This window comes from Streptomyces sp. NPDC025273, from assembly GCF_040638585.1.
Classification (GTDB): domain Bacteria; phylum Actinomycetota; class Actinomycetes; order Streptomycetales; family Streptomycetaceae; genus Streptomyces; species Streptomyces cinereorectus.
Genome location: NZ_JBEZYP010000009.1, coordinates 60,997 through 76,340 on the forward strand (window position 1 = coordinate 60,997; position 15,344 = coordinate 76,340).

13 protein-coding genes are annotated in these 15,344 nt (G+C 71.5%); 4 read left to right on the plus strand and 9 right to left on the minus strand.

Annotated features, from left to right (window positions below):
• Positions 1 to 126: 126 nt before the first annotated feature.
• Positions 127 to 1,521 carry a solute carrier family 23 protein gene (locus AB0F38_RS16790; RefSeq protein WP_361893090.1) on the plus strand — a complete coding sequence of 465 codons (1,395 nt, stop codon included), beginning with the start codon at positions 127 to 129 and terminating at the stop codon, positions 1,519 to 1,521.
• Positions 1,522 to 1,693: 172 nt separating this feature from the next.
• On the opposite strand, the gene AB0F38_RS16795 is transcribed toward AB0F38_RS16790, so the two are convergent.
• The 5 genes from AB0F38_RS16795 to AB0F38_RS16815 all read right to left on the minus strand — a co-directional run bounded on the left by AB0F38_RS16795 (position 1,694) and on the right by AB0F38_RS16815 (position 8,161).
• Complete coding sequence (locus AB0F38_RS16795; RefSeq protein ID WP_361893093.1) at positions 1,694 to 3,385, minus strand: NAD(P)/FAD-dependent oxidoreductase; 1,692 nt, start codon at positions 3,383 to 3,385, stop codon at positions 1,694 to 1,696.
• Between the two features lie 47 nt (positions 3,386 to 3,432).
• Complete coding sequence (locus AB0F38_RS16800) at positions 3,433 to 4,230, minus strand: carbon-nitrogen hydrolase family protein (RefSeq protein ID WP_361893096.1); 798 nt, start codon at positions 4,228 to 4,230, stop codon at positions 3,433 to 3,435.
• A gap of 243 nt (positions 4,231 to 4,473) precedes the next feature.
• Entirely contained in the window at positions 4,474 to 4,929 is a 456-nt protein-coding gene (locus AB0F38_RS16805; protein WP_361893098.1) for an Lrp/AsnC family transcriptional regulator, read from the minus strand.
• 110 nt (positions 4,930 to 5,039) lie between these two features.
• Positions 5,040 to 6,500: an aldehyde dehydrogenase family protein gene (locus AB0F38_RS16810; protein WP_361893101.1), complete on the minus strand. Its 1,461-nt coding sequence runs from the start codon at positions 6,498 to 6,500 to the stop codon at positions 5,040 to 5,042.
• A gap of 194 nt (positions 6,501 to 6,694) precedes the next feature.
• Complete coding sequence (locus AB0F38_RS16815; protein WP_361893104.1) at positions 6,695 to 8,161, minus strand: GuaB1 family IMP dehydrogenase-related protein; 1,467 nt, start codon at positions 8,159 to 8,161, stop codon at positions 6,695 to 6,697.
• Positions 8,162 to 8,459: 298 nt separating this feature from the next.
• Between AB0F38_RS16815 and AB0F38_RS16820 the strand changes: the two genes are divergently transcribed.
• Positions 8,460 to 9,524: a terpene cyclase gene (locus AB0F38_RS16820; RefSeq protein ID WP_361893107.1), complete on the plus strand. Its 1,065-nt coding sequence runs from the start codon at positions 8,460 to 8,462 to the stop codon at positions 9,522 to 9,524.
• A 57-nt stretch (positions 9,525 to 9,581) separates the two neighbouring features.
• Here the strand turns inward: AB0F38_RS16820 and AB0F38_RS16825 are convergent, their stop codons facing one another.
• The gene (locus tag AB0F38_RS16825; RefSeq protein ID WP_361893618.1) at positions 9,582 to 10,568 is read right to left on the minus strand and encodes a sugar-binding domain-containing protein; all 987 of its coding nucleotides are present in this window, start codon (positions 10,566 to 10,568) and stop codon (positions 9,582 to 9,584) included.
• Between the two features lie 139 nt (positions 10,569 to 10,707).
• Positions 10,708 to 11,391: a ribulose-phosphate 3-epimerase gene (gene rpe / locus AB0F38_RS16830; protein WP_361893110.1), complete on the minus strand. Its 684-nt coding sequence runs from the start codon at positions 11,389 to 11,391 to the stop codon at positions 10,708 to 10,710.
• A 227-nt stretch (positions 11,392 to 11,618) separates the two neighbouring features.
• Here rpe and AB0F38_RS16835 point away from each other — a divergent pair, with 227 nt between their 5' ends.
• Complete coding sequence (locus AB0F38_RS16835; RefSeq protein WP_361893113.1) at positions 11,619 to 11,894, plus strand: hypothetical protein; 276 nt, start codon at positions 11,619 to 11,621, stop codon at positions 11,892 to 11,894.
• Positions 11,895 to 11,926: 32 nt separating this feature from the next.
• Here the strand turns inward: AB0F38_RS16835 and AB0F38_RS16840 are convergent, their stop codons facing one another.
• Together AB0F38_RS16840 and fmt are read right to left on the minus strand one after the other, a co-directional pair.
• On the minus strand, positions 11,927 to 13,360 hold the full coding sequence (locus tag AB0F38_RS16840) for a transcription antitermination factor NusB (RefSeq protein ID WP_361893116.1): 1,434 nt from the start codon (positions 13,358 to 13,360) through the stop codon (positions 11,927 to 11,929).
• A gap of 89 nt (positions 13,361 to 13,449) precedes the next feature.
• Entirely contained in the window at positions 13,450 to 14,382 is a 933-nt protein-coding gene (gene fmt / locus AB0F38_RS16845; protein WP_361893119.1) for a methionyl-tRNA formyltransferase, read from the minus strand.
• Positions 14,383 to 14,657: 275 nt separating this feature from the next.
• Here fmt and AB0F38_RS16850 point away from each other — a divergent pair, with 275 nt between their 5' ends.
• Positions 14,658 to 15,188, plus strand: a complete 531-nt coding sequence (locus tag AB0F38_RS16850; RefSeq protein ID WP_361893122.1) for a hypothetical protein — start codon at positions 14,658 to 14,660, stop codon at positions 15,186 to 15,188.
• Positions 15,189 to 15,344 lie beyond the last annotated feature (156 nt).

The following is a 15,344-nucleotide window of genomic DNA, read 5'->3' on the forward strand; positions in this document are numbered from 1 at the left end:
GGCCACGGCCGGGCGGCACTAACATGGCGCTGACTTTTTCCGCGGTTGGACACGCGGGTGGACACACGCGGGTGGACCTATCCGGACACCCCCGTGGGCACACCGCACACAGAACAGGGAGCGACCATGGGCGGCCTCGGCGTGCGCTGGACCTTGCACGGCGACGGGAAGACCCCCGCACCGGGGGCTGTCGTGCGCCCCGACGAACGGCTCTCGTGGCCCCGTACGTTCGGGCTCGGCGCCCAGCACGTGGTGGCGATGTTCGGTGCGTCCTTCGTCGCGCCGGTGCTGATGGGCCTGGACCCGAACCTCGCGATCATGATGTCCGGCGTCGCGACCGCCATCTTCCTGCTGGCGACGCGCGGCCGGGTGCCCAGCTATCTCGGGTGCTCGCTCTCCTTCGTGGGGGTCGCCGCAACGATCCGGGCCAGTGGCGGCAGCAGCGCCACGATCACCGGCGCGGTGCTGGTGGTCGGCGCCGTGCTGTTCCTCGTGGGCCTGCTCGTGCAGCGGTTCGGCGCGCGGATCATCCACGCGGCGATGCCTCCCGTGGTCACCGGAGCCGTCGTCATGCTGATCGGTTTCAACCTGGCGCCGGTCACCGCGTCGACGTACTGGCCCCAGGATCAGTGGACGGCCCTGCTGGTGATGCTGTTCACCGGGCTGGCCGTGGTATGCCTGCGGGGCTTCTTCTCCCGGATCGCGATCTTCCTCGGACTGGTCTTCGGGTACGTCCTGTCCTGGGTGCTCGACCTGGTCCTCGGGAAGATCCACTCCCCGGCCGGCGACGCCGAGGCCGTCGACCACTGGCGGCTCGACCTGTCCGCCGTGGCGGACGCCGACTGGATCGGGCTGCCGTCCTTCCACGCCCCGGCCTTCGAGTGGTCGGCGATCCTGGTGGCACTCCCGGTTGTCATCGCCCTGATCGCCGAGAACGCCGGGCACGTCAAGGCCGTCGGCGAGATGACCGGGGAATCGCTCGACGACAAGCTGGGCACCGCCATCGCGGCCGACGGCGCCGCGTCCATGCTGTCCACCGCGGTGGGCGGGCCGCCCAACACCACGTACTCCGAGAACATCGGTGTGATGGCGGCGACCCGGGTCTACTCCACCGCCGCGTACTGGGCCGCAGCCTGCTTCGCGCTGCTCTTCGGTCTCTGCCCCAAGTTCGGCGCGGTCGTCGCGGCGATCCCCGGCGGTGTGCTCGGCGGGATCACCGTCATCCTGTACGGCATGATCGGCCTGCTGGGCGCCCAGATCTGGCTGAACGCGAAGGTCGATCTGCGCAACCCGCTCAACCTCGTACCGGCCGCGGCGGGCATCATCATCGGCGTCGGCGGGGTCAGCCTGAAGGTCACCGACAACTTCGAGCTGGGTGGTATCGCGCTCGGCACCCTCGTCGTGATCACCGGCTACCACGCGCTGCGGGCGTTCGCCCCGGCGCACCTCAAGACCCAGGAGCCCCTCCTGGACTCGGGCACGTCGGCGTACGACGAGGCGCCGCCGGCCGGGAAGTCCTGACCTGGGGCCGTTCCTCAGCCGGTGGCCGACGCGTAGGCGTCGTCCGGGGCGGCCGGACCGGCCCTGCCCGGTCCGGCCGTCGGACCCCCCGGGCAGTTTCACCCGGAGGTACGCGTCGGTCCCGGGAACGGCGGCCCCGGAGCAGCGGCCCCGGGAGCCCGCGCCTGCCCGCTCAGTCCTCCGGGAGTTCGACCGGGGCGATCTCGTCGAAGACGTCACCGGGGCCGGGGTTGGTCGGATCCGTGCTGCCGCCGAACTGGCTCATCACGCCCCACACGGCGTTGAGCGCGGTCTGCACGGCGCCTTCGGCCCAGCCGGCCGTCCACGAGATGTCGTCCCCGGCGAGGAACAGGCCCCGCTTGTCGGCGGGCAGGCGGTCCTGCATGAAGTGGGTGAACAGGCGCCGCTGGTAGCGGTAGTGGCCGGGCAGGTTGGCCTTGAACGCGCCCATGAAATAGGGCTCGTTCTCCCAGGAGACGGTGACCGGGTTGCCGATGACGTGCTTGCGGATGTCGACGTGGGGATAGATCTCGCCGAGCGACTTGAGCATAACGTCCATGCGCTCGTTCGGGGAGAGCGGCAGCCACTTCAGGCTGTCGTCGCACCAGGTGTAGGAGAGGCAGATGACGGCGGGCCGGTCCGGGCCGTCGTCCAGGAGGTACGTGCCCCGGGTCATCCGGTCCGTGAGCGTCATCGACATCGTGTCGCGTCCGGTCGTCGCGTCCTTGTCCAGCCAGAACGGCCGGTCGACCGGCACGAACAGCTTGGACGACTCCATGTAGTGGGTGCGCTCCATCGCGGTCCAGTGGTCGATGGGGAAGAGCGCGTCGTCGCAGGCGATCTTGGAGAGCAGCAGCCAGGACTGCCCGGTGAAGACGGCGGCGCGGTAGGTGCGGATGTCCCCGGTGGCGTCGGTGACCGTGATCCGGTTTCCCGTGGTGCGGTCGAGCCGGGTCACGGCGGAGCGGGGCCGCCCGTCGTGCAGCGAGGCCAGCGACGTACCGAGGGGCCAGTGGACGATCTTCTGCGGTTCGCGGTCCCACAGGCGCAGCGGCAGCTGCTGGCTTCCGCCGACGATGCCGCGGTGGTGGTCGTCGGCCTCGGTGTACACGACCCGGAGAATCTCCAGGATGGAGTTCGGGAAGTCGGTGTCCCAGCCGCCGGTGCCGAAACCGACCTGGCCGAAGATCTCGCGGTGCCGGAAGGACTTGAAGGAGTCGGAGGCGCAGAGGAAGCCGTAGAAGGTCTGGTTGTCGAGCTTCTCGACGAGCTTCGCCCAGATCTCCCGGATGCGCGGTACGTCGCGCTCGCGCATGGCACGGTTCATGTCGGAGAAGTCGGCGCCCTCCTCCAGACAGGCGTTCCAGGCGTCCATGACATCGCGGTACACCTGCGGCAGGTCGTCGATGGACGTCGCGTAGTGGGACTCGCCCTTGAGGTCGACGACGGTGGAAGGGGCGGCCGGGGAGAGCGGGTTGGGGAACGGCTTGGTCTCCAGGCCCACCAGGTCGATGTAGTGCTGGAGCGCCGTGGACGAGGGCGGGAAGCGCATGGCGCCCATCTCCGCGGTCAGCGAGGGGTCGCAGCCCTCGAAGCCGACGGTGCGCAGCCGGCCGCCGATGCGGTCCGCCTCGTAGACGACGGGCTTCAGGCCCATCTTCATGAGTTCGTACGCGGTGATGATCCCGGAGAGCCCGCCGCCGATGACGGCGACCTCGGATCCGTGCTCGGTGGCGGGTATCTGCCCGATGCCCGCGGGGTGGGCGAGGAAGTCGTCGTAGGCGTAGGGGAAGTCCGGCCCGAACATGGTGATCGGCGGATGCGCGTCGGTGTGCTGGACGGCGTTGGGCACCGTGGACGTCATGGGCTGCGGACTCCTTGGAGGAAAGCGCGGAAGAAGGGGCGGAGGGCTCAGACGAGGGAGCCGTACAGACCGGGGCGCCGGTCGGTGAGATACGGGTTGGCGGCGCGCGATTCGTTCAGGAACGCCGGGTCCACCTCGCCCATGACGAGTTCCTCGCCGCGTCCGGCGCGCGCCCGGACGGTGCCGTCGGGTCCGGCCAGGCAGCTCAGTCCGGTGAACGCGAACTCGCCTTCCACACCAGTCCTGTTGACGTAGGCGATGTACATCTGGCTCTCGAACGCGCGGACCGGCACGAGGGATTCGGCGACGAACGGGAAGGGGTGCATCAGCGCGGTCGGCACCAGCAGGAGGTCGGTCCCGGCCAGGGCGTGCGCCCGGACGTTCTCCGGGAACTCCACGTCGTAGCAGATCAGCAGGCCGATCCGGACGCCGTCCAGTTCGGTCTGCACCACGGCCTGCTCGCCGGGGGTGAACCACTGCTGCTCGAAGCAGCCGAAGAGGTGGGTCTTGCGGTAACCGGCGAGCGTCGTCCCGTCGGGGCCGATGAGCTGGGCGGCGTTGAAGACCGCCTCGCCCGCGCGCTCCGGGTAGCCGTAGTGGACGGCGATGCCGTGCCGTAGGCAGAGGTCGGCGACGGCCTGCGCGCCGGGGCCGTCCGCGGGTTCGGCGAGCTCGGTGACGGCCTCACCGATGGCGTATCCGGTGAGGAACAGCTCCGGGCAGACCAGCAGCCGGGCACCCGCGGCAGCGGCCCGTCCGGCGGCCTCGTCGAGCACCTTGATGTTCTCGTCCGGGGAGCCGGGGCGTCCGGAGCTCTGGAGCAGGGCGGTACGCAACGGCGGCATGGCTGACCTCGGGCGGGGCGGGCGGGGCGGGGACGTATTGACGGTACGGGGCGTCCGCCGGGCCCGACAAGGCACGAGTGTTGCGCGTGCACCGTCGATCCGTTGCGCACGAGGCCGTCGGGGCGGCGATTTGTTGCGCAGCGCGTCCTTGCAGGTCAGGAGGGTGATTTCGGTCTCGGGCCGGAGACGCGCACCGTCGTGCGAGGCGCCGTGACACCGGGGCGGGACGGGTGTCCCGCGCTGTCAGCCCGGTGCGCCGGACGAGTACCGGCGCAGCAGCGGGGACAGGACGAGCACCGACTTGGTCCGCTCGACATACGGCTCGCCCGCGATCCGTTCGAGCACCTGCTCGAAGTGCCGCATGTCGGCGGCGAAGACCTGGACGAGCGCGTCGGCGTCGCCCGTCACCGTGGAGGCGGATACGACCTCGGGGTAGCGGGCGAGGCCCTTCCTGATCGCTTCGGGGGCGGTGTTGCGGCTGCAGTAGATCTCGATGAAGCCCTCGGTCGCCCAGCCGAGCGCCGCCGGGTCGACCCGCACGGTGAAGCCCGTGATGGCGCCCTCGGCGCGCAGCCGGTCCACCCGGCGTTTCACCGCGGGTGCGGAGAGGCCGATGAGCGCGCCGATGTCGGCGTAGGAGCGGCGGGCGTCTTCGGCAAGGGCGTGGACGATGCGTTCGTCGAGGTCGTTCAGGCGCACGTCAGGTGGATCACTTCTCTGCGACGGACGGATTCGGGGGCGGCGCGGGCCGCCCCCGAAGTAGACCATGACGCCCCGGGGGGCGCGCTCACCGCAGAGGGCGCGGCAGGTCAGAAGGGGAACTGCGAGCGGCCGTGCTGCACCGAGATCCACTTCTGGGTGGTGAAGGCCTCCACGGTCGCCTCGCCGTTCAGCCGCCCGAAGCCCGAGCTCTTCTCCCCGCCGAACGGGACGATGGGCTCGTCGTGGACCGTGCCGTCGTTGATGTGGATCATGCCGGTGTGGATCCGCCGCCCCACCCGCACACCGCGTTCGATGTCGCCGGTGTGGACCGCGCCGCTCAGCCCGTACGGGGTGTCGTTGGCGATCCGGACCGCCTCGTCCTCTCCGTCGAAGGGCACCAGCAGCGCCACGGGGCCGAAGATCTCCTGGTGCAGGACGGGGGAATCGGAGGCGATCCCGGTCAGCACGGACGGACTGACCACGTTGCCCTCGGCGCGGCCGTGCAGCAGTGCCGTGGCGCCGTCCTCGACGGTCTGGTCGACGAGCCGGGACACCGCTTCCGCCTGCGAGGAGTTGATCAGCGGGCCGATCTGGGTCGAGGGGTCGGCGGGGTCGCCGACCCGCAGGGAGGCGACCTTGGCGACGAACTTCTCGGTGAACTCCTTCTCGACCGCGCGGTCGACCAGGATCCGGTTGGCGGCCATGCAGACCTGGCCCTGATGGACGTAGCGGCTGAAGACGGCCGCGTCGACGGCGTAGTCCACGTCCGCGTCGTCGAGGACGATCAGCGCGCTGTTGCCGCCGAGTTCGAGCACGGTCTGCTTGAGGTGCGCCGCACACACGGTCGCGACGTGGCGGCCCACCTTGTCCGAACCGGTGAAGGAGATGAGCTGCGGGATGGGGTGCTCCAGCAGCGCGTCGCCGATCTCGGCGATGTCGGTGACCACGACGTTCAGCAGCCCGGCGGGCAGCCCGGCGTCCTCGAACACCTTGGCCAGCAGCGTGCCACCGCAGACCGGGGTGTTCTGGTGCGGCTTGAGGACCACGGCGTTGCCGAGGGCCAGCGCGGGCGCGACCGACTTGAGGGACAGCAGGAAGGGGAAGTTGAAGGGGCTGATGACGCCCACGACGCCGACCGGCACCCGGTAGACGCGGTTCTCCTTGCCCTCGGTGGGCGACGGGAGGATCTGACCGGCGGGCCGCAGGGCGAGCTGGACCGCCTCGCGCAGGAATTCCTTGGCCAGGTGCAGTTCGAAGGCGGCCTTCAGCCGGGTGCCGCCGAGCTCCGCGACGATCGCGTCGCCGATCTCGGCCTCGCGCTCCTCGACGATCCGCAGCGCCTTCTCCAGGACGGCTCGGCGCGTGTACGGGTTGGTGTCGGCCCATGCCCGCTGGGCGGACTCCGCCGCCCGGTAGGCCTGGTCCACCTCGTCGGCCGTGGCGACGGTGATCGACGCGAGCTTCTCACCGTTGTACGGGTTGAAGTCGATGATGTCCCAGGATCCCTTTCCCGGCCTCCACTCGCCGTCGATGTACTGATGGGCCAGATCGGTGAAGAAGGAGGACATGAGATCCCTTACCGCAGAGAGGCAGGCAGCTGATTGCGATTCATATTACTTACAATGGAACCGAGTTGAAGTCGATCGAAACGCTCGACAGCTAACTGCAAACGGACGCACACGGTCATCCTTCTGCCGGCACGCGCGGGCCCCTCCCGGAACGCACACCCGGAAGGGGCACCGAGGACGCGAGGACCGCGGGGTCAGTTCCAGCTGGCGTGCAGCGGCTTGCCCTCCGCGTAGCCGGCGGCGCTCTGGACACCCACGACCGCCTTCTCGGCGAACTCCTCGAGCGAGGCCGCGCCCGCGTACGTGCAGGAGGAGCGGACACCGGCGATGATCGAGTCGACCAGGTCCTCGACCCCGGGGCGGGCCGGGTCCAGGAACATCCGCGACGTGGAGATGCCCTCCTCGAACAGCCCCTTGCGGGCCCGGTCGTAGGCGGACTCCTCCGAGGTGCGGTTCTTCACCGCGCGCGCCGAGGCCATCCCGAAGGACTCCTTGTACGAGCGGCCGTCGGCGGACTGCTGGAGGTCGCCGGGCGACTCGTACGTACCGGCGAACCAGGATCCGATCATCACGTTCGACGCACCGGCGGCGAGCGCCATGGCGACATCGCGCGGGTGCCGGACGCCACCGTCGGCCCAGACGTGCTTGCCGTGCTTCCTCGCCTCGGCGGCGCACTCCAGGACGGCGGAGAACTGCGGCCTGCCGACGCCGGTCATCATCCGGGTGGTACACATCGCGCCGGGACCGACACCGACCTTGACGATGTCGGCGCCCGCCTCGATCAGGTCGCGCACGCCCTCGGCCGCCACGACGTTGCCCGCGACGACCGGCACCCCCGCGTCGAGCGCCCGGACCGCGGCGACCGCGCTGAGCATGGATTCCTGGTGACCGTGCGCGGTGTCCACGACAAGGGTGTCGGCACCCGCCGCGATGAGCTGCTCGGCCTTGCCGGCGACGTCGCCGTTGATGCCGACGGCCGCGGCGACGCGCAGCTTGCCGGCGGAGTCCGTCGCGGGGGTGTAGAGCGTCGCGCGCAGCGCGGCCTTCCGGGTGAGGATGCCGACGAGCCGTCCGTCCGCGTCGACCGCGGGGGCCAGCTTGCGGTTGGCGCCGTCGAGCTTGTTGAACGCGTCGCGCGGGTCGATGTCCGCGTCGAGCAGGACCAGGTCCTTCGACATGACCTCGGACAGCTGGGTGAAGCGGTCCACGCCCGTCAGGTCGTGCTCGGTGACGACGCCGACGGGCCGGTACTCCGCGTCGACGACGACGCCCGCCCCGTGGGCCCGCTTGTGCAGCAGGGACAGGGCATCGGCGACGGTCTGGCCCGGGGCCAGCACGATCGGTGTGTCGAGCACGAGGTGGCGCGTCTTGACCCAGCCGATGACCTCGGTGACGACCTCGATCGGGATGTCCTGCGGAATGACGACCAGGCCGCCGCGCCGGGCGACGGTTTCAGCCATCCGGCGGCCCGCGATCGCGGTCATGTTCGCGACGACGAGCGGGATGGTGGTGCCGCTGCCGTCGGGCGAGGACAGGTCCACGGCCTGCCGGGAGCCGACCGCGGAACGGCCGGGGACCATGAAGACATCGTCGTACGTGAGGTCGTAGGGGACCGAGGGGGCGGCCGTATGACGACCGGTGCCGGGCTCAAGAAAACGCATATCACTCATGTTTTCATACGAAACGGTGCAGGTCGTTTCCACGAAGACACAGCAATGGACCCCGGCATTCGTTCGTTCCTCCAGGGAGGCGCTCGGGGCCCGGGCAAGTGGAACCTGCCTTACCCAGGGACCCTACCCGAACAGGGATTCAACCCATGGGTGATCACGATCCCTGGACCGGGTGACGAAGTGTCAGGTAGCTTGAAAATTTGCAGGTCGCCGTGATAGCCACCGCGCTGCTCATGAGCGCCAGGAACACCCGTCACACGTTTGACCGGAGAGGACCCGGGATCCGCCTGTGGAGAGCGAACTGCCGGACATCTACTGCCCGTTCCCGCAGCGGAGCAATCCGCATGTGGGGCACACCCGCGAGCACCTCACCACCTGGACACGACAGACCGGCCTGGTACACCGCCAGTCCGCCAGGCGCCGCTTCGAGCAGGCCGACTTCGGCGCGTTCGTCGGGATGGTCTATCCGACGGCGGACGCCGAACACCTCGACCTGGTCGCCGACTGGTTCGTCTGGCTCTTCCTCGTCGACGATCAGCTGGACGACGGACACCTGGGCCGCAGTCCGGAGCGAATACGGCACGTGGTGGCGCGGATGCGCTCCGTCGTGGAGGGAACGGCTCCCGGCCCGCTGCCGGGCGAGGAGCTCCCCACCGCCGTCGTCGCACTGGCCGACCTGTGGGAACGTACGGTTCCGCGGGCCGCCCCGCACTGGCGCACGCGTTTCGCATGGCACCTCATGACGTATCTGACGACGGCCACCACCTGGGAGGCGGGCAACCGGGCCGACGGCGCCGTGCCGTCCGAGGAGGCGTACATCGCCAAACGCCGGCACACCGGGGCCATCCATGTGTGCATGGACCTGATCGAGATCGTGGCGGGCATCGAGGCACCCGAGTCGGTCCACAACGACCCGCGGTTCATCACGGCTCTGGAAGCCTCCTGCAACGTGGTGTGCTGGGCCAACGACGTCTACTCCTTCGAGAAGGAGCAGGTACTCGGCGAGATACACAACCTCGTGCATCTGGTCCGCCACCACCGCGGCTACGGGGAGCAGCAGGCGCTCGACCACGTCTGCGCCGAGATCGCCGCCGAGACCGAGCGGTTCCTCAAGGCCGAGAGGGAGCTGCTCGGCATGTATCCGCAGCTGTCCGGCATGCTCACTCCCTATCTCGACGGGATGCGGAGCTGGATGCGCGGCAATCTGGACTGGTCGCGTCAGACGCCCCGCTACAAGGCGGCGGACGTCGGTCAGTACGCCCGGCCCGGGGAGTACCTGGAGGAGACGGTCCTCGGCGTGGCCGCCGACCGGGTGGTCCTGGGGCGGGGGCCGGCCGGGGCGCGCCGGGGCTGAACACGACGGAGGCCGGGCACCGGTGCGGTGCCCGGCCTCCGTCGTGTCCGCTCCCGGTCAGTCGTCGGGATCGGCCCGCTCCAGCGCCGGGCGCTGTCCGGCGGCGGACTCCGTCAGCAGGTAGTCGGCCGCCGCCGTGTCCGTGACGAGGCTGGTGACGAGACCGGAGCGCAGCACGGCACCGATCGCCGCCGCCTTGCGCTGTCCGCCCGCGATGGCCACCACCTCGGGGATCCGGCGCAGCCGGTCCGCCTCCACGGTGATGCACCGCTCGCCCAGGTCCCGGCCGACCCGGCGGCCGTCGGAGTCGAAGAGGTGCGCGGACATCTCGGCCGCGACGCCGAGCGACGCGTAGTGCGCCCGCTCCTCGTCCGAGAGCATGTCGTGCACGGTGGAGATGCCCGGTTCCCAGGAACCGATGGAAACCGCGGCGACGGTCACCTTGTCGAAGTACTCGAAGGCGCGGGCGATGCCCGTCTGGTGCCGCAGCGCCGCCGCCGTAGCCGGATCGGGCAGCAGCATCGGGGCGTAGATCGGGTGCGCCTCACCGCCCGACACCTGGGCCGCGCGGCGGACCGCCTCGACCGAGCCGCGTTCGGCCGTCCCCGCGTCGTAGACCCCCGTCAGCTGCACGACCGTGCAGGGCGGCAGCCGGTCGAGCGCCGCAGCCATGTGGATGGTGGACCGGCCCCAGGCCAGGCCCAGCACATCGCCCTCGTTCACCAGCTCGCCGAGCAGGTCGGCCGCCACCTCACCGAGGTTCTCCGGATCGGCGGCGTCGTCCTGCTCCTCCGCCGGTGATTCGACCACGACCGCGTTCCGCAGGCCGTAGCGGGCCCGGAGCGCGTCCGAGCGCTCCGCGTCCAGTTCCGCCGGAACCCGGATCTCGATCCGTACGAGATCACGTTCGAGGGCCGTCTCCAGGACCCGGGCCACCTTGAAGCGGCTCACGCCGAACTCCTCGGCGATCTGGATCTTCGACTTTCCCTCGAGGTAGAACCGGCGGGCCATGGCCGCCGCCTGCACCAGCTCCGCGGGTCCCATCCGCATGGCTGACCGACCCGCCGAGATGCCAGACACCGCGATCTCCTCACTGCTGTTCACGCGCTCCGTACGCCGACCATCCTGTCAGATACGGCGATCCTTGATCCGGCCCGTCGGGCCGCGTTCATCCGACCTTCGTTCAGTGGCCGCAGGCCCAGGGGGCAGCGGCGGTGACCGCGTCCGCCCGCGCGCGCAGCGCCCGCACCGCCTCGGCGGGGTCCTCGGCCCCGTACACCGCCGATCCGGCGACGAAGACGTCCGCGCCGGCCTCGGCGCACCGCTCGATGGTGGTGGCCGAGACCCCGCCGTCCACCTGGAGCCACAGCTCCAGCCCGTGCTTGGAGATCAGCTCACGGGTACGGCGGATCTTGGGCAGCATGATGTCGAGGAACGCCTGGCCGCCGAAGCCCGGCTCCACCGTCATGATCAGCAGCATGTCGAGCTCGGGGAGCAGGTCCTCGTACGGCTCGATGGGCGTCGCGGGCTTGAGCGCCATCGAGGCGCGCGCACCCTTGGCCCTGATCTCGCGTGCGAGCCGTACGGGCGCCGCCGCGGCCTCCGCGTGGAAGGTGACGGAGCCGGCCCCGGCCTCGACGTACTGCGGCGCCCAGCGGTCCGCGTCCTCGATCATCAGGTGGCAGTCCAGCGGGGTGTCCGTGGCCTTGCTCAGCGCCTCCACGATGGGCACGCCGAGCGTCAGGTTCGGGACGAAGTGGTTGTCCATCACGTCGACATGGAGCCAGTCCGCGCCATCGACGGCCTTCGCCTCCTCGGCGAGACGCGCGAAGTCGGCGGACAGGATGCTGGGGTTGATCTGGGCCATGCACCCAAGCCTGCCATGCCCGGCGCCACTTCCTGGCCCCGGTGCGCCCCAAAGCCTCACGGGATCATTACGGTTCGCACAATCCCGACCATTTCGCCCCACGAATCCGTCGCTCGGTCCTGGCCCGGGATGCCCGCCCTCCGGGCAGTTCGCCTCCGCCCCGTGGCTGCGGCCGCCCTCGGCCGTCCGGGACGCGCTCGTCGGGAGACTTCCGGCACCGTTGACGGGTGCGCGGCCACCAGGGCCGCACCCCGGTCGAGCACCTGGGCATCAGCCCGCTCCGGCTCGCGAAGGTGCGGGCGCCGGCGTCCCGGCCGGGCTGGTGGCCCGGGGTGCTGACGGGCACGCCGCGGCCCGGCCCGGCCCGGCAGGAGCATGTGCCCGGGTGGCAGGCGCGCTTCACCTGGCGCGCGGGTGCGGTCGCGTTACGGGACGACCGGGCGACGCGGCACCGCGCGGAGCACGGCCGCGGCCCCGTACCGCAGGGTGACCGTCCGCGCTGACGGACGGCCCGCGGGGCTACGGCGCCGGGCGGTCAGCCCGTGCGGCGCAGCAGGGCCAGATACATCGCGTCCGTGCCGTGCAGGTGGGGCCACAGCTGGACGTCGGGCCCGTCGCCCAGCGCGGGCACCCCGGGCAGCAGCGGACGGGCGTCGACCCACTCCGCCTCGACCGGTGCCCCGCCACGCCCCTTGAGCACGTCCTCGACGACGACGCGGGTCTCGGCCAGATGCGGCGAGCAGGTCGCGTAGCCGACGACCCCGCCGATCCGTACGGCCTTCAACGCCTCGCGGAGCAGGCCGCGTTGCAGGGGGGCGAAGCTCTCCAGGTCCTCCGCGCGACGCCGCCAGCGGGACTCCGGGCGCCGGCGCAGCGCGCCGAGGCCCGAGCACGGTACGTCCATCAGGACCCGGTCGAAGGAGCCGGGCTGCCAGGGCGGCCGGGTGCCGTCGGCGGTGATCACCTGGTAGGGGCCGGGGTTGCCGGCCAGCGCACGCTCGACGAGCCGGGCGCGGTGCGGCTGCTTCTCGGCGGCGAGCAGGGTCGCGCCGCGACCGGCGGCGAGCGCGGCCAGCAGGGCGGCCTTGCCGCCCGGGCCCGCGCAGCCGTCCAGCCACCGGGTGTCCTCACCTTCGACGGGTGCCAGGGCCAGGGCGGTCGCGACGAGCTGGCTGCCCTCGTCCTGCACGCCGGCGCTGCCGTCCCGCACGGCGGCCAGGGCACCGGGCTCGCCGCCCTCGGCCATCCGCACGGCATACGGGGACCACCGGCCGGGAAGACCGCTCTCCTCCCCCAGTGCGTCCAGCAGCTCCTCGGTGGTGCAGCGGCCGGGGCGGGCGACCAGCGTCACCTCGGGCCTTTCGTTGTCGGCCTCCAGCAGGTCCTCGATCCCCGCGCGGCCACCGCCCAGGGCATCCCAGAGGGCGGAGACGATCCACCGGGGGTGCGAGTGCACGATGGACAGATGCTCCTCGGCGTCCTCGTCGTACGACGGGGCGACGCGCTCCACCCAGCCGTCGAGGTCGTGCGCCGTCACCTTGCGCAGCACCGCGTTGACGAATTTGGCGCGCCCCTCGCCCAGCACGACCCGGGCCAGCTCCACGCTGGCGGAGACGGCCGCGTGGGTCGGGATGCGGGTGCCGAGCAGCTGGTGGACGCCCATGTCGAGGACGTCGAGCACCGGCGGATCGACCTCGCGCAGCGGCCGGTCGATGCAGGCGGCGACGATCGCGTCGTACGTACCCTGCCGTCGCAGGGTCCCGTAGACCAGCTCGGTCGCCAGCGCCGCGTCCCTGCCGTCGAAGTCGCCCTTGGCGCGCGCCTTCTTCAGCAGCGGGGGCAGGACGAGGTTGGCGTACGCGTCGCGTTCGTCGACGGCCCTGAGCGCCTCGAAGGCGAGGAACCGGACGGGGTCCTTCTGGGGACGGCGGTGCGGCTTGGCGGGACGGCGACGCTGCTGGTCGTTCACGTGAAAGGTGCTCCGCTGAGGGTGAGGGGGCGAACCGGACCAGCCTACGTCGCCCGCCCCCGCTCCGGCTCCGGACCGCCCGGGGCGGCTCAGAGGCCCAGCAGCTCCCCGTGGACGATGCGGACGCCGCGGGCCCAGTCGGCGGCCTTCATCGGCTTCTTGCCCTGGGGCTGGACCCAGAGGAGCTCCACGGCGTGCGAGCCCGTTCCCACGTGGACGTTGTTCTTGCCGACGGCGAGCTCACCCGGTGCCAGATCGGCACGGTCCAGGACGGGCACGGCCTGCACCAGCTTGAGGCGTTCCCCGCGGAACAGGGTCCATGCGCCGGGGGCGGGGGTGCAGCCGCGCACCAGGCGGTCGACCCGCAGCGCGGGCGCGGACCACCGCACCTGGGCGTCCTCGACGGTGATCTTGGGTGCCAGGGTGACGCCCTCGGCGGGCTGTGGGACGGCGTGCAGGGTGCCGTCCTCGATTCCGTCCATGGTCGCGGAGAGCAGCCCGGCGCCGGCGAAGGCCAGCCGGGTGAGCAGATCTCCGCTCGTGTCGGTGGGCCGGACCTCCTCGGTCAGGACGCCGTAGACCGGTCCGGAGTCCAGCCCCTCCTCGATCAGGAAGGTCGACGCGCCGGTGACCTCGTCCCCGGCCATCACCGCGTGCTGCACGGGTGCGGCGCCGCGCCAGGCGGGGAGCAGCGAGAAGTGCAGGTTGACCCAGCCGCGGGCGGGGACGGCGAGCGCGGCCCCGGGCAGCAGCGCGCCGTACGCGACGACGGGGCAGCAGTCCGGCGCGATCTCCCTCAGCCGGGCCAGGAAGTCCTCGTCCCGGGGCTTGACCGGCTTGAGGACCTCGATCCCCGCCTCCTCGGCACGCTCGGCCACCGGGCTGGCGACCAGCCGTCGTCCCCGCCCTGCGGGCGCGTCGGGACGGGTGACGACGGCGGCCACCTCGTGGCGGCCGGAGGCGATCAGGGCGTCCAGGGCGGGGACGGCGACCTCGGGGGTGCCTGCGAAGACGAGCTTCATGGGTGGCGGACTGCCTCTCGGGCCGGAACGTACGGTGGCGTGGCGAGCAGCACACCAGTCTAGGCGGTGCCGCGGGACCGCGGTGGTCCGCCCGCCGCGGCCCGCGCCGCCTGGGGCGTACGCACGCATGTGCGCCCTGCGCACATACACATACGCCCCTACAGCGTGACCACATCGACGGGTGAGGCGTTGGTCAAGTGAGATTGACCGAAGTGGGCCGCCCCCAGCGCGGTCCGATCCCTTTCAACTTCAACGCCGGTTCGAGAGGCTTGTTCATGGCCGACCACGCAACCCACGACGCCCAAGCGCGTGCCAGTCTGCACCTGTTGGTGCGGGACATCGAGCGGGTCCGGCGGCAGGTGGACGCGCTGCGCACCCTCACTGCGCAGCTGGGCAACGTCTACCGTCCGCGCCGCTCCGGCCCGTCCGCGGGCTTCGTCGTCTACGGCAGGGCCCCGGCCCCTACGGTCCGGCTCGCCCAGGAACTGCGCGACAGCGTCGAGACGCTGGTCACGGCGGCGGTGGACTTCGACCGCTCGCTGGGCTTCTCCTGGGACGCGGTGGGTTCGGCACTCGGGGTCACCAAGCAGGCGGTGCACCGCCGTTACGGCACCCGCCGCAACACCCCGCAGCCGGCGGCCGAGGTCGCCGAGACCGTGGCCCGTCCGCTGCCCGCGCCCTCCGGATCCTCCCCCGCGCCCGTCGTGCCCGCGGCCCGCTCCATGCCGCCGCAGCCGTCGGCCGACCGTCCCTCACCGCGCGAGGAGCTGCGCCCGGGAGCCTTCCCGGGCCCGCGCAACGGCTGACGCACGACCGGCCGGACCGGCGGTTGCGACCGGGTGTGCCCGCCGTACGCGCAGCCGTCGGGCCACGTCCCGCCCGGGCCCGGCGACCGCGGCGGCGGAGAGCCGGCACCGGACGGACCCGGTCGGTGGCCGAGGGCGGTGTCCGGCCGCCGGCAC